This is a genomic window from Variovorax sp. (genome assembly GCF_035634955.1).
Lineage (GTDB): Bacteria > Pseudomonadota > Gammaproteobacteria > Burkholderiales > Burkholderiaceae_C > Variovorax.
The window spans coordinates 69,929-87,802 of record NZ_DASQBZ010000015.1 but is presented as its reverse complement, the minus strand read 5'-3'; the positions used below and the strand labels follow the sequence as shown (position 1 = coordinate 87,802).

Below are 17,874 nucleotides of genomic sequence, written 5' to 3'. Positions count from 1 at the left end.
CGACAACGGAAGAAGGAGACAACGCAATGAAGAAGATGATCAGGGCTGCGTCGGCGGCCGCGGCCACCTTGCTGGCCATGTGCGTCCAGGTGCCCGCCGCATGGGCTCAGGCCGCCCCCGCGTTTCCGAACAAGCCGATCCGCCTGGTGGTGCCTTACCCGGCCGGCGGGACCACCGACATCATGGCGCGGGCGATCCAGGCGCCGCTGCAGGAAAAGCTCGGCCAGCCGGTGATCGTCGACAACAAGCCCGGCGCGGCCGGCGTGCTGGCCGCGCGCGAAGTGGCCCGGGCGCCGGCGGACGGCTACACGCTCTTCTTCGTCAACGGCGGCATCGTCTCGGTCACGCCGAAGGTCATGGAGAACGCCGGCTTCGACGGCGAGAAGGATTTTGCGCCCGTGGCGTTGGTCTCCACCGCACCGCTGTTCGTGGTGATCAACGGGCAGGTCCCCGCCAAGGACCTGCAGACCTTCATCGACTACGCGAAGAAGCAGCCGTCGCCCCTGAGCTATGCGTCGGCCGGCGTCGGCTCGTTCGGGCACCTGTCGAGCGAGCTGTTCGCCAAGACGGCGGGGCTGAAGATGACACACGTGCCCTACAAGGGCCAGGCGCCCACCACCAATGCCGTCATCAGCGGCGAGGTGCAGATGCTCATCACCACGGCTTCGAGCACCATGAACGAGTTCATCGCGAATGGGCGGCTGCACCTTCTCGGAGTGACCTCGGCGCAGCCATCGCCCCTGGCACCCGGCGCGCCCGCGGTGGGCAGCGTGCTCAAGGGGTACAAGGCCGAGACCTGGTTCGGCATTCTCGCGCCAGCGGGCACGCCAGCGCAGATCGTGGACCAGCTCAACAGGAGCATCAACGAGGTGGTGCAGACGCCGGACATCGAGAAGCGCTTCTTCGGCTTCGGCCTGATTGCAGCGACAGCGACGCCCAAGGCACTGGGCGCGATGATCACCGAGGACGTCGCGCGCTGGACGCCGGTCGTGCGCGAGAACAACATCAGCGCCAACTGATGCCCTGCACGGGCACGAGACCGCATGACCGTCTATGAAAACGTCCGGGAGCTGGCCTTCTTCCTTCGCGCGTCCGAAGAGGCCAGCTTCTCGGCTGCCGCGCGCAGCCTGAATCTCGACCCTTCCACCATCAGCAAGGTGGTGCAGCGGCTGGAGAACAGGCTGGGCGTGCGGCTGTTCCATCGCACCTCGCGCGTGCTGCGGCTGACCCAGGAAGGCGAACGGTTCCTGGCGTCGGCGCAGAAGGTGATCCAGGCGCTGGAGGAGGCCGAGGAAGCGCTCAACCCGGCATTGGAAGAGGCCAGCGGCACGCTGCGGGTGAGCAGCACCCCGGCTTTCGCCCGCGCCCGGCTCGCGCCGCTCATGCCGGAGTTCGTGCGCAAGTACCCGGCGCTCAAGGTGGAGTTCGTGCTCGCGGGCAACCTGCCCGATCTGTTCGAGCAGCACATCGACCTGTCGTTCCAGGGCGGCGCGATCCCGGACTCGACCCAGGTGGCGCGCCGCGTGGCCCACGCGCGCTGGCGGGTGTGTGCATCGCCGACCTACCTGGCGCGCGCAGGCACGCCGGCCACGCCGGCCGAACTGGCCGCCCATTGCTGCCTGAACTTCCTTCCCGGCTCGTACCGCAGCCAATGGCCGCTCGAGCGGCAGCCTCACGACGGCCGGCAGGCGGCGCCCCAGACCGCGCCCGACGTTTCCGGCGGCGCCGTGACGGCCAACAACGGCGACATGCTCTGCACCCTGGCCGTGGCGGGCATGGGCCTGGCACGGCTGGCCGACTATCACATGGACGAGGCGTTGAAGTCGGGCCAACTCGTCACGGTGCTGGACGCGTTCGAGGGCGCCCCCGAGCCCATCTACGCCGTCTATCCGAGCCGCCGGCACCTGAGCGTGCGCGTGCGCGCCTTCCTCGAACACGTCGAGCACGGCCTGGGCAAGGCCTAGGCGAGCTGTGCCTGCACGGCACAGCTACTCTTCCCGCCCGTACGTTGTTCCGGGCCCTGCGTGGGACGAAGCTCCGGGCATGCAATCCCAAACCAGGCAAGACGCCCTTTCCGGCCTGAAGGTGGTGGACTTCACCATCGTCATGTCCGGCCCCATGTGCACCCGCATGCTGGCAGACGCCGGCGCGGACGTCGTCAAGATCGAGCCGCCCGACGGCGACGTGGTGCGGCAGCGGCCACCCGTGCGCGGTGGCATGAGCACCTACTACGCCTCCATGAACTGCGGCAAGCGCAGCATCGTGCTGGACATGCAGACGCCCGAGGGCCGCGCGCTGGCCTTCGACCTCGCATCGAAGGCAGACGTCGTCGTGGAGAACTTCCGCCCCGGCGTGATGAAGCGCCTGGGGCTGGACTACGAGGCCGTCTCTGCGGCCAACCCGCGCGCAATCTACGCCTCGATCTCGGGCTTCGGCCAGAGCGGGCCGCGCGCGCAGGCGCCGGCCTATGCGCCGGTGATCCACGCGGCCTCGGGCTACGAGGCCGCCTATTCCGAGTACCAGCGCGGCGCGGAGCGCCCGGCCAACAACGGCATCTTCATCGCCGACGTGCTGGGCGCGTCGCATGCCTTCGGTGCGATCCAGCTGGCGCTGTACGAACGCGAGCGCAGCGGGCGGGGCCAGTACATCGACGTCTCGCTGATGGATTCGGTGCTGGGCATGCTCATCTACGAGATGCAGGCGGCGCAGTTTCCACCGGAGCGTCCGCGGCAGGTGTACGAGCCGGTGCGCGCCAGCGACGGCTTCGTCATGGTGGCCGCCGTCACGCAGAAGAACCTGGATGTGCTGTTCGAGGTCATCGGATACCCGCAGGGCAAGAACGACCCGCGCTTTGCCACCATGGCCGACAAGGAGGCCAACTGGCCGGCGCTGCTGGCGCTCATCGAGCACTGGACCCTTCAGCGCAGCGGCGAGGAATGCGAACAGATCCTCATGAAGGCCGGCGTACCGTGCTCGCGCTACCGCAGCGTCGCCGAGGCCATGGCCGACCCGCAGGTGACCGCGCGCGGCACCATGAAGCGGCTGGGCGACGGGAGCGACAGCTTCCTGGTCGCCAATCCGCCGTACCGGCTCTCGGCCACGCCGATGTCCGCAAGACCGCTGCTCGCGCAGCTCGGCGAACACGGCCAGGAAGTCCTGCGCAGCGAACTGGGCCTGTCGCCGGCCCGGATCGACGAGCTGATGAACAAGGGCGTACTTGGGAGGGCGCAGCCATGAGCGCCATCGACTCGACCACGCTGCCCAGCGACGAGGAACGCGGCATGCTGCGTGACTCGCTGCGCGGCTACCTCGCGCAGCATTGGCCTGCCGGCGGCGCTGTCGAACGTCTGCGCAACCGGGCCGCTTGCGTGCAGCTGTGGGAGGGCCTTGCAGGGCAGGGCCTGGCTTCGCTCGGGAGCGAGCGGGAGGCCGGGGGCTGGCGCGAGCTCGTGCTGGCCATGGAAGAACTGGGGCGCGCCGCCGCCCCCGCGCCGCTGCTGGGGGCAGCGCTGTTCAACCTGGCCATCGGCGCCGAGCCGCCGGCCGGGGTTGCCGCGGCCATTGCCGATCGCCTGCATGGCGGGGACGCCCGCCTGGCCATCTCGCTGGGCGAACTCGATCCCGAGCCGGCGGCTACCGACCTGCGCTGGCAGGGCGACACGCTCGACGGCGTGCTGCGCTTCGTCGACGGCGCCGAGTTCGCGACGGACCTCCTGGTCGCCACGCCGGAGGGCCTGGCCGCCATCGATCTGCAGCACGAAGGCGTGGCGGTCGTGCCCACGCGCGCGCTGGGCATGGATGGCTGGTGCGAGCTGCGGCTCGCGGCCGTTCCGGCCCGGCTGATCGACCTGCAGCCCGAGCAGTTGGCGACGCTGTGCGATGCGGCGCGCCTGTTGCTGCTCGCCCGCGCCTACGGCGCCGCGGCGCGTGCTTTCGAGTTGGTCGTGGACTACGCCAAGGACCGCCGCCAGTTCGGCCAGCCCATCGGCCGCTTCCAGGCCGTGGCGCACAAGCTGGCCAACAACCTGATCGCGCTCGAAGGCGTTCGCCTCGCTGTCGAGCATGCGGCGCACAGCCACGACTTCGCGCTGGCGGACCGGCGCTATTTCGTCAACGCTGCGCTGGCATTCGGCGGCGGCGCCCTGCGCGGCGTGGCATTGGAGACGCAGCACGCCTTCGGTGCGATCGGCTACGCCGAGGAGCACGAGGCGCCGCGGCACTTCCGCCGCGTGCACCTGGACACGCTCGTGCTGGGAGGCGCGCGGCCGGCGCGCGAGGCATTGGCCGCGGCCCTGCTCGACCACGACGCGGGGCGGATACCCGAATACGACATGGGCGAAGCCGGCAACGCCTTCCGCGAGGAGGTGCGTGCGTGGCTGGCCGACTACTGGGTCGGCGAACGCAAGGCGGCATACGACGCCCAGCCCTTTCATGACCGCGAGTTCGATGCCGGCTTTGCCCTGCAGCTCGGCCGCACCGGCTGGCTGGGGCTGAACTGGCCGCGCGCGCATGGCGGCCAGGCCCGCACTCCCCTGGAGCAACTGGCCTTCATCGAAGTCATGGAGCGCGGCGACGCACCCCCGCGCTTCGGCGCCTCGGTGCAGGCCAACGCGCTGATCATGCACGGCACGCCCGAGCAGCAGGCGCGGTACCTGCCGGAGATCCTGCGCGGGGAGGCCATGCACGGCATGGGCTACAGCGAACCCGACAGCGGATCGGACCTCGCGTCGCTTAGAACGTCCGCGGTACGCGACGGCGACCAATGGGTCATCAATGGCCAGAAGATCTGGACCACCACCTGGTGGGGCAAGTACATGTTCCTGGCCGCACGCACCGATCGCGACGCGCAGCCGCAGCATGCCGGCATCAGCATGTTCATCGTGCCGATGGACACGCCAGGCATCACCGTCAAGCAGGCCACGACGATGTACGACGGCAGCTTCGCCAACATCTTCTACGACGACGTGCGCATTCCGGCGGAGAACATCGTCGGCCGACTCAACGGCGGCTGGAAGGTACTGACCGATGCGCTGGCCAACGAGCGCGGCCTGGTCGGCGGCGGCATCGTCCTGCGCGTTGCGGCCGGCTTCGACCGGCTGTGCGAGGAGGTGCGGCGGGAGCCCAGACTGCGCGACGACCCGGTGGTGCGCGACAGCATCGGCCAGCTTGCTGCGCAGATCGAGGTGGGCCGGCGCCTGATGATCCATTGCGCCGAGCTGGCTGCCGACGGCACCACGCCGCCGCACCTGGGCGCGATCAGCAAGGTCTTTTCCGCCGAACTGATGGAGCGCTGGGCGGAGGCGTCACTGGAGATCCTCGGCCCGTCCGCGGCGCTGTCGCAGGGTGCGCCCGGCGCGATCGCCGACGGCCGCTTCGAGCAGCAGCTGCGCCACTCGCTCATGTGGGTGATCAGCATCGGCACCAACGAGATCCAGCGCAGCCTGATCGCGCAGCGCGGCCTGGGCCTGCCGCGCTAGCTAGCCGCGCCGGAAAAGCACAAGGGGCGCAACACGCTTCCGGGCTGGAAGGTGTTGCGCCCCTTGGCGCGACGGCGAATCGCTTCAGGCGCCGCCGAACCGGGGCTTGCGCTTTTCCTTGAACGAGAGCGTGGCTTCCTTGTGGTCGGCAGTCTCGAAGGTCACCTGTTCCAGCGCCATGGAGGCTTCCAGCAGGTGGTTGACCCGTTCCTTGACGATCTGGTTGACCGACAGCTTCGTCCAGCGGATGGCCCAGGTCGGTCCGTCGGCCAGTTCCTGCGCGATCATGCGGGCGGTGTCCAGCACCTCGGGCTTGGCCACCACGTGGTTCACCAGGCCGATCCGCTCTGCCTCCTTGCCCTTGAGCAGGGTGCCGCGCATCAGGAACTCCTTGGCCTTGTTCACCCCCACCAGCAGCGGCCAGATGACCGTTCCGCCGTCGCCCGCCACCAGGCCGACACGGCTGACGTGCGTGTCGCCGATGCGGGCCTGGTCGGACATCACCGTCACGTCGCACAGCAGGGCGATGGTGGCCGCCAGGCCGATGCAGTCGCCATTGACGGCCGCGACGATGGGCTTGTCGCATTCGAGCAGGCGGTTGACCAGGCGGCGGCTGATCATGGGGTCGTGCACCTCGCCTTCTTCCAGGACGTCGCCTCCCGGGCGGTCGGACATGGCCTTGACGTCCCCGCCCACGCTGAAGAAGTCGCCGGCGCCGGTGACCAGCACGGCATTGACGGCCTGGTCGTCCGCCAGGTCGTCCCAGATGGTGCGCAGCTCGCGGATCAGCCGCTGGTTGATGGCGTTGCGCGCGTCGGGGCGGTTGAGGGTGACGGTGGCGACCTTGTTGGCCACCTCGATCCTGAGATCCTGGTATTTGTCGTAACGGGACATTGCTTGCTCTCCGATAGCTTGAGGAATGGAATTGCTGGATTGCAGGGAGATGTTCCGGGCATCGGGCAGGCACGACAAGGCACGTGGGCGCACAGCATCTATGCCGGCGGGGCAAGGCGCGCCGGGGGAGGCGGCGGGAGCGCGGACGCGAAGCATGACGAGCGTTCACATCTGCTGTGCGCCCACGTGCCTTGGCCCTGCGCCGGCCATCGTCGATCCTTGCGGCAGGAGACACCCATGAAACGACGCAACATCCTCGCCGCCGCCGCGGCCTTGCCGCTGGCCATCTCTGCCCCGCAGGTGGCCCTGGCCGCCCTCCGCCGCACGATCCGGCTCGTCGTGCCCTATGCGGCAGGCGGGCCTACCGACGCCATGGCACGGGTGCTTCAGCCCCTGCTGCAGGACTCGGTGGGTGCCACCGTCGTGGTCGACAACGTGCCTGGCGCGGGTGGCGCCATCGGTGCCCAGGCCGTGGTCCGCGCGCCGGCCGACGGCAACAGCTTCTTCCTGGGCAACAACGGCCCCAGCGCGGTAACGCCGCTGCTGCTGCGCGAGAACGCGGGCTTCGACCCGGTCAAGGACTTCGTTCCGGTAGGCATGATCGCGCGCGCCACCATGCTGCTGGCGGTGAGCACGGATGTGCCGGCCACCGACATGAAGAGCTTCCTGGCCTATGCGCGCGCCAACCCGGGCAAGCTGAACTTCGCCAGTGCCGGCGTGGGTTCGCTGGGGCACCTGGCCAGCGAGCTGCTGGCCAAGGAGGCGGGGCTCAAGATGACGCATGTCGCATACAAGGGGCAGGCGCCCACGCTCACCGCATTGCTCAGCGGCGAAGTACAGATGCTGCTGACGACGCCCACGTCGACCATGCGCGGCTACATCTCCAGCGGTCGCATCAAGCTCATCGCGGTCACGTCGGAGGAACCGTCGCCGCAGTATCCCGGGACCGACGTGGCGCGCAACGCGGTACCCGGCTTCGTCGTGTATTCGTGGTTCGCGCTGATGGCGCGCTCGGGCATGCCCGAAGCGCCGCTGGCCGAAATGCGCAAGGCGCTCGGAACCGCGCTGGCCGATCAGGAGGTGCGCCGGAAGTTCGAGGACTTCGGCGTCAGCGTGGACGCCGCCGGTCCCGAGCAGGTGAGCCAGTACATCCGCCAGGATCTGTCGCGCTGGCGCGCCATCATCCAGGAACAGGGCATCAAGCCGGAATGAGGCGATGCTGAGCCACCCGGGTCATCCTCTTTCCTCGTCCAGCGGCGGGCAAACTTCGCGCACCAGCGCACGCAGCCATCGATGCGCAGGGTCCCGGTCCAGGCGCGGATGCCACATCTGCGACACGGTAATCTGCCGCGTGGGCAAGGGCAGCTCGAACGCGTGCAGCGTGCCCCGTTCCCGGAGGTGTTCGAAGTACGAGGACGGGATGAGCGCAACCAGGTCGGTGGCGGCCGCAATCGACAAGGCGGTGCCGAAGCTCGGCACCACGACCGCGACGTTGCGCGCCAGGCCCGCGGCAGCAAGCGCGTCGTCCACGGGGCCTTCCGTGCGGCCGTGGCGCGAGGTGACCACATGGTCGCAGGCGGCGTAGCGCTCGGCGGTGACATCGGGGCCGGCAAGCAGCGGATGGCCCTGGCGCACGACCGCGACGAACCGGTCGCGGTAGAGGGCCTGCACGCGCACCTCGGGCCCCGCTTCGCCGAGCACCCCGACGTCCAGGTCGAGCAGCCCTTCGCGCAGCGGGCGAACGTCCTTGTCCGGCTTGGGCGCGAATCGCAGGCGAACGCCGGGCGCTTCGCGCGCGGCCAGCGCGACCAACTGGTGCGCGAAGGCTTCGATGAATCCGTCGTTGGCCCGTATGGTGAACATCTGGCGGAGCATGCGGGGGTCGACACTTGAGCCGGCCGGTTGAAGCACCGCGCGCGAGTCCTGCAGCAGCTCCCTCACTCGGTCGCGCAGCGCCAGCGCATGCGGCGTGAGCACCATGGCGCGACCCGCGCGCACCAGGAGCTGATCCCCGGTTGATTCCCGCAGCCGCGCAAGCTGCCGGCTCATCGCCGATTCGCTCAGTCCCAGGCGCTCGGCGGCCTTGGCGACGCTGCCCTCGGCGAGCAGCGCATTCAACGCGAACAGCAGATTCAGGTCGCTTTCTGTCGGCATGGCCGGAAGCTAGCACGGTCGCGAGGATCTCGACAGGCGCCGCATGCAGGAACAAGTTGCGCGCCGCGCGCTGTGCAAGCCGGGCGCGCAATCCTAAGCTGGCCTGGCGCGATCGAGCGTGTCTTCCAAGCCGTCCATCATGTCCTCCTCTCCGCTGCAACCGAACGTCTCGTTCACCATGGCCCGCGCCGCAGACGCCCCCGAGGCGATCGACTCGGACGGCCTGCCCCTGCCGCGGCGCTGTGCCGCCGTCTTCGCAATCCTCGGTGCCGGCGTGCTGGTCGTGCTCGACGGCGCCATCGCCAACATCGCGCTGCCGGGCATCGCGCTGCAGTTGCAGGCGGCGCCAGCCGATGCGGTCTGGATCGTCACGGCCTACCAGCTGGCCGTTGCCATGTTCCTGTTGCCGGCTGCCGCGGTCGGCGAAAGGTTCGGGTACCGGCGGGTCTTCGCCGGCGGTGTCGCGCTGTTCACCGCGGCGTCGCTGCTGTGCGCGCTGGCCACCTCGCTGCCATGGCTGCTGGTCGCCAGATGTCTCCAGGGCCTGGGCAGCGCAGCCGTCATGCCGCTCGGACTGGCGTTGCTGCGCTTCACCTATCCGCGCCGCCTGCTGGCCCGGTCCATCGCCTGGAACGCGCTCGCCGTCGCGGCCGCCTCGGCGTCCGGCCCCACGCTCGGCGCATTCATCCTGTCTGTGGCGAGCTGGCCGTGGCTCTTCGCGGTGAACCTGCCGATCGGCCTGCTGGTGCTGGCCGCCTGCGCGGGGCTGCCGAAGCCGGCACGCTCGGTGCGCGGCATCGACATCTGGAGCATCGGGCTCAACGCGGCCATGTTCGCCGCCCTGGTGCTGGGCAGCGACCGCCTGGTGGCGCATCCCCTGCACGGCGGCGCGTTGCTCGCGCTGTCGGTCGTGTGCGCGGTGCTGCTGGTGCGGCGCGAGCGGCCGAAGGCCGCGCCGTTGATTCCGCTCGATCTGTTGCGCGTGCCTTCGTTCCGGGCCTCGATCGTTGCTTCCGTTTGCTGCTTCACCGGCCAGATGGCGGGCCTCGTGGCACTGCCGTTCTACATCCAGCACGAGCTCGGCCAGACTGCGCTGACCGCGGGCCTGTTGATCACCCCCTGGCCGCTTGCGGTGATGCTGGCGGCGCCCCTGTCGGCGCGACTGGTCCAGCGCGTGCCCGGCGCCTGGCTGTGCGCGGCCGGGAGCGCGTGCTTCGCCGCCGGCCTGGCCCTGTGCGCCCTGTGGCCGCTCGACGGCGACCCGGCATTGCCCATCGCCATCTTCACGGCGATCGCCGGCCTGGGCTTCGGCTTCTTCCAGACGCCGAACAACCAGAACATGCTGCTTTCGGCGCCGAAGGAACGCAGCGGCGCGGCCGGCGGCGCGCAAGGCACCGCCAGACTTGCCGGATTGACCCTCGGCAGCCTGATGATGGGCTTGATGTTCGAGCTGCTGCCTCCCCACGACGCGGTGCACTGGGGCATGGCACTGGCGGCCCTGGCCGCGCTGGCCGGCGCCGCCGCGAGCCTCGCCAGAAGCCCCGCACGCCTGCGCGCCGCCTGAGCGCACGGCGCCGGCGGCGATACTTGCAGGATGACCGCCGCTCGCGAGATCGATCCGTCGCGCGTCCACGAATTCGCGGACGGCGAAGCCTTCTACCGCTGGCTCGCCCGGCATCACGACAAGGAGCCTGAGGTGTGGATCAAGATCCACAAGGTCGCGTCGGGCCTGCCCTCGATCACGCCCGCGCAGGCGGTCGACGCCGTCCTGTGCTGGGGTTGGATCGACGGCGTGCGCAAGGGATTCGACGACAAGAGCTTCCTGCAGCGCTACTCGCCGCGCGGCAAGACAAGCATCTGGAGCCAGATCAACGTCGACAACGTCGCGCGCCTTGTCGCGCAAGGCCGCATGACCGAGCACGGACTGCGCGAAGTCGCGGCCGCCAAGGCCAACGGGCGCTGGACGCAGGCCTACAAGAGCGGCAAGGACATGACGATTCCCCCCGACCTCCAGGCCGCAATCGACGCGAACCCAAAAGCCAGGGCGATGCTGGACAGGCTGTCGGCGCAGAACCGCTTTGCGCTGGCGTTCCGCACGCGCAACATGCGCACCGATGCAGGGCGCAAGCGGAAGATCGCGGAGTTCGTAGCCATGCTGGAGCGGGGCGAGACGATCCATCCGCAACGCGGCGGGTAGGAGGCGGCGCCCGAAGGCGGGCATCGTCGACACGCGACATACTCGCGCGCATGACCTGGATCGCGCTCTACTTCGCCGCTGGTGCCCTGGTGGGCTTTCTTGCCGGCCTCCTCGGTATCGGCGGCGGCATGACGCTCGTGCCGGTGCTGGCGTCGTTGTTCACCGCGCAGCATTTCGCGCCGGACCACGTCGTGCATCTCGCCCTGGGCACCGGTATGGCGTCCATCGTGTTCACCTCCAGCGCCAGCGTGCGCGCGCATCATCGGCTCGGGGGCGTGGACTGGTCCCTGGTGCGCCGCGTGGGGCCGGCCATGGTCATCGGCACGCTGCTGTCCACAGCGCTGTCGGCGTGGGTTCCGCAGCGTGCGCTCGCGCTGGCCTTCAGCGCGATCGTCTATGCGGGCGCAACGCAGATCCTGATCGGGCGCAAGCCATCGGCCGCGCGGACACTGCCCGGCACGCCGGCCCTGGTCGCGATCGGGCTCGTCATCGGCGTCGTCTGCGGCCTGGTCTCCGCCGGCGGCGCGTTCCTCACCGTGCCGTTCATGCTGTTCTGCGGCGTCGCCATGACCACCGCGATCGGCACGGGCGCGGCGCTCGGCGTGCCGGTGGCGGTGATGGGCACGCTCGGCTACGTGTTCAGCGGCTGGAACGTCGCGGGTCTTCCTCCGCTGGCCGTGGGGTTCGTGCATGGCCCCGCGCTGGCCGGCATCGTGGCCGGCAGCGTGCTGACCGCCCCGATGGGCGCCCGGGCCGCCCATCGCCTGCCGGTCGGCATCCTCCGCCGGGTCTTCGCCTGCCTGCTCTACGTGCTGGCGACGAAGATGCTCTGGACTTATCTGTAAGAGGCCGCCGCGGCCTGGCGTGCCTCAGTCCAGCAACTGCCGCGCGATCAGCCCGAGCTGGATCTCCTGCGCACCGCCGAAGATGGTGAAGGCGCGGCTGTTGCAGTATTCGGGCACCAGCAACGATGGAAGGCCCTCTTGCGCCGCTTCCGCCCGCGGCGACGCGGGCTCTTCCCGCCAGCGCACGGCATCGAGCCCCAGCGCCTCCACGCCGAGTGCGCCGATCGCCTGCTTGAGCCGGCTCGCGCGCAGCTTGAGCACCGACGCGGCGGGTCCCGGTCGCTCGCCCGGCGCCAGGGACGCCATGGTGCGCATCTCCAGCCATTCGAAGGTGTCCAGATCGGCGCACACCTCGCCGAAGCTGCGCATCAGGTGCGCGTCCGCGTGGGCGGCTCCCGCCTTCAGGGCCTGGGCCACCTTGATCAGCTGCGCACGCAGCCGCGGACTGAAGATGCCCGCACCGCGTTCGAACTCGAGCAGGTACTTGGCGCATTCCCAGCCGGCGTTCTCCTCGCCCACCCGGTTGGACTGCGGCACACGCACGCTGTCGAAGTGCACTTCGTTGACGTCATGGTCCCCGCCGATGGTGCGGATGGGACGCACGGTGATGCCGGGCGTGCCCATGTCGATGAGCAGGAAGCTGATGCCCTGTTGGCGCTTGCCATCGTCGCTGGTGCGCACGAGGGCGAACATGCGGTTGGCATGGTGGGCGTGGGTCGTCCAGATCTTGCTGCCGTCGAGCACGTAGTCCTGCCCGTCCTTGCGAGCCCGCAGGGACAATGCGGCAAGGTCGGACCCCGCGCCCGGCTCCGAGAAGCCCTGGCACCAGTAGTCTTCGCCCGACAGGATGCGCGGAAGGTGTTCGTGCTTCTGCGCCTGTGTGCCGAATCGCAGCAGAACCGGGCCCAGCAGGCGCACGCCCATCGGGTGCACCAGCGGCGCACCGGCCAGCGCGCATTCCGTCTCGAAGATGAAGCGCTGCAGGGCCGTCCAGCCCGTGCCGCCCCATTCCGTCGGCCACAGGGGCACCAGCCATCCGCGCCGATGCAGGATCTTCTGCCACGGACCGGAGATTTCGGGCTCCGGGTACATGGCGGTGGTGCGCCGCTGCCCTTGCCGCAGTTCGTCGGTGAGGTGCTCGTCCAGGAACTGGCGAACCTCGTCGCGAAACGCCATGTCGGCCGTCGAAAGTGCCAGGTTCATGCAGCCGCCCCCAATGTCACGCTGTGTTCATGGCTGCCGGTCGACAGCAGGCGCTCCCCCAGGCGCTGCGCGTGGGTCTTGCCGTTGCCGCCCCGCGCGCACAAGGCCAGCATGGACCGGAACGCGCTTGCGATCGGCAGTTCTTCGCAAACACCCATGGCGCCGTGCAGCTGCACGCACTCCTGCGCCACGTATCTTGCGGCCCGCGTGACCTTGCTGCGCGCGGCGGCCGCGACATCCTGCACATTGCCGTCTCGTGCGAGCCGCATGGCGGCCAGCTCGCAGGCCGCCTGGGCCTCGGTGCATTGCACCAGCATCTCGGCCAGGCGGTGCTGGATCACCTGGAACTCCGCCAGCGCCTTGCCGAACTGGCGGCGCTCGCGCACGTACCGGGCCGTCTGCTCCATCGAAGCCTGCATCACGCCGGTGGCCTCCCAGCAGTGCGCGACGATGCCCTCGGCAACCACACGCTCCAGCGACGCGCGCGCATCCTGGTCCTGTTCGCCAAGCACGGCGTCCTGGCCAAGCGACACCGCGTCGAAGTGCAGGTCGGCGGCGCGTGCGCCGTCCGTGGTGTCGTGCGCCTCGACGCGCGCACCGGAAACGCCGGCAGGCACCACGGCGATTCTCAGCCGGCCCGTGGCCGGCTCCACGGCGCTCACCAGCCACGCGTCGGCGCCCGCGGCGCCGCTCGCGCTGGCCTTGCTGCCAGACAGCACCCATTGCCCGCCATTGCTCTGCAAGGTGCAGCCGGGCAGATCCCACGGCGACCGCATCTGCGTCTCGTCGTGCGCCAGCGCCAGCCGGGCACGTCCCGAGGCGGCCGGCGGCAGCCACTTGTCCTGCTGCGCCGCGCTGCCGGCGAGCGACAACAGGCGCGCAGCCTGCAGCACGCCGGACACGTAGGGCTCGACCGCCAGGTGTCGGCCCAGCGCCTGCATCAGCAGGCCGGCCTCGAGCGGCCCGCCCTCGATGCCGCCATGAACGGCCGGCAGCGGCAGCGCCAGCCAGCCGAGTTCTCCCCAGGCCGCCCAGACGGCCGCGCTGCCGCCGTCGCGATGCACGCCTTGTTCCCGCGCGCGAAAGTCGTAATGCCCCGCGAGCCAGTCCCGCGCACTTTCGGCGATGAGCGCCTGGTCTTGCGTCAATGCGAACTGCATGGGCCTAGTTCAGCTTGATGCTGGCCTCGCGAATGACGCGATCCCATTTCTTCACGTCATCCGCGATGAATGCGGAAAACTCTTCCGGGGTGTTGCCGATCGGGTCGAGGCCCCAGCCCTTGAGGCGCTCGCGCAGTTCCGGCTCGGCCAGCACCTTGACCACCTCGCGATGCATCCGGTCCACCACGGCCTTGGGCGTGCCGGCCGGTGCCACCAGACCCAGCCATGGCATCGCCTCGTAGCCGGGCAGGCCGGATTCGGCCACCGTCGGAAGGTCGGGCACGGCGGCCGAGCGCCTGGCCGTGGTGACTGCCAGCGCGCGCAGCTTTCCGTCGCGGATGAACGGGCCCGACGAGCCCAGCGCATCGATCATCACATTCACCTGGCCACCGACGAGGTCGGTCAGCGCCGGCCCGCTGCCCTTGTACGGGATGTGATTCATCTGGATGCCGGCCATGCTCTTGAGCAGCTCGGCCTCGAGATGGGTGGAGGTGCCGGCGCCCGTCGACGCGTAGTTGAGCTTTTCCGGATGCGCCTTCGCATAGGCAATCAGTTCCTTGACCGATTTCACCGGCAGGGAAGGGCCCACTTCCAGCACGTGCACGACCGACGCGACCAGCGTCACCGGCACGAAGCTCTTGATCGGGTCGTACGACACCTTGTCATAGAGCAGCGGCGCAGTGCCCAGCGACGAGGCGGCGAACAGGAAGGTGTACCCATCGGCAGGCGCACGCGCGACGTAGTCGGACGCGAGGATGGTGCCTGCGCCTGCCTTGTTCTCCACGATCACGGGCTGGCCGAGCCGGACCGTCAGCTTCTCGCCGAGTGCGCGGGCCAGCAGATCGGTGACGCCGCCTGGCGGAAACGGCAGGACCACGTGGACCGGCTTGGTGGGCCACGCCTCCTGGGCGCCGCCGATCGTGGGCGCCAGCGCTGCGGCGCTGGCGAGGAACATTGCGCAAAGCGTTCGAAGCATCTTCATTGGCTTGTCTCCAGTTGGTATTCGGACTCAGGGCTTGAACAGGATCAGCGCGTCGAGCGCTGCGGCGCCGTCCGCGCGCACGTGCAGCGGATTGATCTCGATCTCGGCGGCATGCGGGCCCAGCGCAAGCGCCGCAGCCGAAAGGGACGCCACCGCCCGGCTGGCCGCCGGGACGTCGGCCACCGGCCTGCCGCGGAACCCGTCGAGCAACGGCCACGCCTTCAGGCCCTTGAGCATTTCGCCGGCAAGCGCGTCGTCCACCGGCAGCAGGCGGTGCGTCACGTCGCGGTAGATCTCCGTCAGCACCCCGCCCAGCCCGACGGTGAGCGCGGGCCCGAACACGGGGTCGTGCGTGACGCCGGCGATCAGTTCCGCCACGCCTTCGCCCGCCATGCGCTGGACCAGGAATCCGTCGATGCGCGCCTGGGGCGCATGCCTGCGCACCGACGCCATGATCTGCCCGCACGCGGCACGCACGGCGTCTTCGTCCGCCAGCCCGAGCCTGACGCCGCCGGCTTCGGTCTTGTGCGCGATGTCTGCGCTCAGGATCTTCACCGCCACCGGAAAGCCGAGGCGGCATGCCGCATCCACCGCCGCATCGGCATCGCTGGCCGCGACCTCCGCCAACACGGGGATGCCCCACTCCGCCAGAAGCCGCTTGGTCTGATGCTCGTTCAGCGGGCTGTCGGGGATGCCGACCGGCCTGGTCGATGCGGCGGCCCGCGAGCGCAGCGCTGCCCAGCGTGCCACGCCTTCGCGGCGCTCGTGCCAGCGCAGGAAAGGCCCCAACGCCTGGCTGGCACGACCGATGTCGTCGAAGACGGGCACGCCGGCCGCGGCCAGGCGTTCGCGCGATTGCGCCGCACCCGTGTCGATGGCGACGAACAGGCGGGGATGCGCGGCGCACACCTCGATCAACGGCTCGGCCATCCGATCGAGCAGGTAGCCAGGGGCGTAGACGACGACCGTGTCGAATTCATCGCTTTGCGCCAGCGCCTGGAAGATCGTGCGCACGAACTCCGGCGCGTTGACGACGTTGCCGGTCACGTCCACCGGGTTCGACACCATGCCGTAGTCCGGGATTCCCGCGCGCAGGCGTTGCTGCAGGTCGGCGCTCAGCGTCGGCACGTCCAGCCCCGCCGCGATGAACTTGTCGGCCAGGATCGCCCCGAGCGCGCCGGACATGGTCAGCACCGCCACCCGCTTGCCGGCACTGCGCCACCGGAAGCCGCTCAGGTAGGCCAGGTCTGCCATCTGGGCGAAATCGGTGCCGCGGATCACGTTCAGCTGGTCGAACGCCGCGCCGTAGATGGCCAGGTCGCCGGCCAGGGCCGAGGTGTGCGAGCGGACGGCTTCGGAGCCCTTGTCCGTCTCGCCGGCCTTGTAGATCACCAGCGGCTTGCCTTGCTCGGCCAGCGCCAGCGCGGCGTCGATGAACCGCGGCCCGTTGCGCAGCTGCTCGACGTAGCCCACGACGCAATCGGTCTGCTCGTCCTGCGCCAGGAACTCGAGGTACTGAGAGAACTCCACGCACGCCTCGTTGCCCGTGTTGATGAACTGGCTGACCGGCACACCCAGGCGCCGGATGAGCGCGAACACCGCAGAGCACACGTTGCCGCTTTGCGTGACGATGCTCACGCGTCCGCGCTCATGCTGCGCCGGCGAGGTCTTGAACACCGAGGCGAAGGCGGTGTGCGCCTTCAGGTTGAGATTGGCAAAGCCCATGCAGTTGGGGCCGGCCACTGCCATGCCGCTGCGCGCGGCAAAGGCTTCGAGCTCGCGCTGCAGCGCGGCACCGGCGTCGCCGGCCTCGGCAAAGCCCGCGGCATAGACGATGGCGGCGCGCGCGCCCTTGGCATGGCAGCGCTCGAGCATCGCGGTCACGTCCTCTGCCGCGATGGCCAGCACCACCAGGTCCGGGGCGGCCGGCAACGACTCGATGTCGGGCCAGCAGCGCCAGCCAAACACTTCCTCGTATTTGGGGTTCACCGGATACACCTGGCCCTCGTAGCCAAAGTGGCGCAGCAGGTCCAGCGGCATGCCCCCGATGCGGCCGGGATTGGTGCTGGCGCCGATCAGCGCGATCGAAGCGGGCCGCAGGAGCGGGTCGAGACGGTGTGCGCCGCCGCTCATGCCCCGGCTCCCCGCACGATCGCGCTGGCCAGGCCGGCCTCCTTGGTGCGGCGATATTCCTCGCTCACGTGGCTGAGCTGGTGCAGGTCGAAGTGGGCGGACAAGGCCTCGCGCATGCCGCGCACGTCCATCGAGCGGTTGAGGGACTTCTTGAGCACCTGCAGCGCGAACGGCGGCGCCTTGGCAATGCGCTGCGCAAGCTCGAGCGTCTGCGCCTCCAGCGCATCGCGCGCCACCACCCGGTTGACCATGCCCATTGCCTTGGCCTCGGCCGCGCCGATCCTTTCGCCGGTGAACAGCAGTTCCTTGGCCTGGCGAAGGCCGAGTACCCAGGGATGGATGAGCACCTCGGTCGCCGCGGCGCCCATCGTGTGCGTCACCGGATCGGAGAAGAAGGCGTCTTCCGATGCCACCACCAGGTCGCACATGTTGGCCAGCATGAAGCCCGCGGCCACGCAGGCGCCCTGCACCTGGGCAATCGTCGGCTTTGGGAAATCCCAGATCCGCATGCAGTACTGGAAGTAGATCTTCTGCTCGTAGGCCCAGCGTTCCTCGACGGTGAACTCCGCGCGCTCGGCCTGCGCCTGCTTCAGGTCGTGCCCCGCCGAGAAATGCGCGCCGATGGCCCCGAGGACGACGACCCTCGTCTGCGCATCCGCCTGGGCGGCATCGAACTGGGCATCCAGCTCCTCCAGCAACTGCTGGCTTTGCGCGTTGCGCGCATCGGGACGGTTGAGTGACAGGCGGCGCACCGGCCCGAACTGCTCGACAAGGATGAGGGAGGAAGTCATGCCCCGCATCATTTCTGCGATGATTCCCACATGGCAAC

General features: G+C 69.5%; 15 protein-coding genes. 8 read left to right on the top strand and 7 right to left on the bottom strand.

Features of this window, described 5'->3' with window-relative positions; translation table 11 throughout:
• Positions 1-26 precede the first annotated feature (26 nt).
• The 4 genes from VES41_RS05410 (at position 27) to VES41_RS05395 (ending at position 5,477) form a co-directional block, all read left to right on the top strand.
• A complete protein-coding gene (locus VES41_RS05410) occupies positions 27-1,019 on the top strand; it encodes a tripartite tricarboxylate transporter substrate binding protein (protein ID WP_324813966.1) in 993 nt (330 codons plus the stop codon).
• Between the two features lie 24 nt (positions 1,020-1,043).
• Positions 1,044-1,964 carry a LysR family transcriptional regulator gene (locus VES41_RS05405; RefSeq protein WP_324813963.1) on the top strand — a complete coding sequence of 307 codons (921 nt, stop codon included), beginning with the start codon at positions 1,044-1,046 and terminating at the stop codon, positions 1,962-1,964.
• A 79-nt stretch (positions 1,965-2,043) separates the two neighbouring features.
• Positions 2,044-3,237, top strand: coding sequence for a CaiB/BaiF CoA-transferase family protein (locus tag VES41_RS05400; RefSeq protein ID WP_324813960.1), 1,194 nt, complete (start codon positions 2,044-2,046; stop codon positions 3,235-3,237).
• Positions 3,234-5,477 carry an acyl-CoA dehydrogenase gene (locus VES41_RS05395; RefSeq protein WP_324813958.1) on the top strand — a complete coding sequence of 748 codons (2,244 nt, stop codon included), beginning with the start codon at positions 3,234-3,236 and terminating at the stop codon, positions 5,475-5,477. The genes VES41_RS05400 and VES41_RS05395 overlap by 4 nt, the downstream gene beginning before the upstream one ends.
• An 84-nt stretch (positions 5,478-5,561) precedes the next feature.
• On the opposite strand, the gene VES41_RS05390 is transcribed toward VES41_RS05395, so the two are convergent.
• The gene (locus VES41_RS05390) at positions 5,562-6,371 is read right to left on the bottom strand and encodes an enoyl-CoA hydratase/isomerase family protein (RefSeq protein ID WP_324813955.1); all 810 of its coding nucleotides are present in this window, start codon (positions 6,369-6,371) and stop codon (positions 5,562-5,564) included.
• A 237-nt stretch (positions 6,372-6,608) separates the two neighbouring features.
• Here VES41_RS05390 and VES41_RS05385 point away from each other — a divergent pair, with 237 nt between their 5' ends.
• A complete protein-coding gene (locus VES41_RS05385; RefSeq protein WP_324813953.1) occupies positions 6,609-7,583 on the top strand; it encodes a tripartite tricarboxylate transporter substrate binding protein in 975 nt (324 codons plus the stop codon).
• 21 nt (positions 7,584-7,604) lie between these two features.
• On the opposite strand, the gene VES41_RS05380 is transcribed toward VES41_RS05385, so the two are convergent.
• Positions 7,605-8,525: a LysR family transcriptional regulator gene (locus VES41_RS05380; protein ID WP_324813951.1), complete on the bottom strand. Its 921-nt coding sequence runs from the start codon at positions 8,523-8,525 to the stop codon at positions 7,605-7,607.
• 139 nt (positions 8,526-8,664) lie between these two features.
• Here VES41_RS05380 and VES41_RS05375 point away from each other — a divergent pair, with 139 nt between their 5' ends.
• The 3 genes from VES41_RS05375 to VES41_RS05365 are packed head-to-tail and all read left to right on the top strand — an operon-like array spanning position 8,665 to position 11,567.
• A complete protein-coding gene (locus VES41_RS05375; RefSeq protein WP_324813948.1) occupies positions 8,665-10,089 on the top strand; it encodes an MFS transporter in 1,425 nt (474 codons plus the stop codon).
• 30 nt (positions 10,090-10,119) lie between these two features.
• On the top strand, positions 10,120-10,722 hold the full coding sequence (locus tag VES41_RS05370; protein ID WP_324813946.1) for a YdeI/OmpD-associated family protein: 603 nt from the start codon (positions 10,120-10,122) through the stop codon (positions 10,720-10,722).
• A 50-nt stretch (positions 10,723-10,772) separates the two neighbouring features.
• Positions 10,773-11,567: a sulfite exporter TauE/SafE family protein gene (locus VES41_RS05365; protein ID WP_324813941.1), complete on the top strand. Its 795-nt coding sequence runs from the start codon at positions 10,773-10,775 to the stop codon at positions 11,565-11,567.
• 24 nt (positions 11,568-11,591) lie between these two features.
• On the opposite strand, the gene VES41_RS05360 is transcribed toward VES41_RS05365, so the two are convergent.
• The 5 genes from VES41_RS05360 to VES41_RS05340 are packed head-to-tail and all read right to left on the bottom strand — an operon-like array spanning position 11,592 to position 17,836.
• Entirely contained in the window at positions 11,592-12,770 is a 1,179-nt protein-coding gene (locus VES41_RS05360; RefSeq protein ID WP_324813939.1) for an acyl-CoA dehydrogenase family protein, read from the bottom strand.
• Positions 12,767-13,930 (bottom strand): acyl-CoA dehydrogenase, encoded by a 1,164-nt coding sequence (locus VES41_RS05355; RefSeq protein ID WP_324813937.1) that lies wholly within the window; start codon positions 13,928-13,930, stop codon positions 12,767-12,769. The genes VES41_RS05360 and VES41_RS05355 overlap by 4 nt, the downstream gene beginning before the upstream one ends.
• A gap of 4 nt (positions 13,931-13,934) precedes the next feature.
• Positions 13,935-14,906 (bottom strand): tripartite tricarboxylate transporter substrate binding protein, encoded by a 972-nt coding sequence (locus VES41_RS05350; protein WP_324814978.1) that lies wholly within the window; start codon positions 14,904-14,906, stop codon positions 13,935-13,937.
• A gap of 33 nt (positions 14,907-14,939) precedes the next feature.
• Positions 14,940-17,045: an acetate--CoA ligase family protein gene (locus VES41_RS05345; RefSeq protein ID WP_324813932.1), complete on the bottom strand. Its 2,106-nt coding sequence runs from the start codon at positions 17,043-17,045 to the stop codon at positions 14,940-14,942.
• Complete coding sequence (locus VES41_RS05340; RefSeq protein ID WP_324813929.1) at positions 17,042-17,836, bottom strand: enoyl-CoA hydratase; 795 nt, start codon at positions 17,834-17,836, stop codon at positions 17,042-17,044. The genes VES41_RS05345 and VES41_RS05340 overlap by 4 nt, the downstream gene beginning before the upstream one ends.
• Positions 17,837-17,874: the final 38 nt, after the last annotated feature.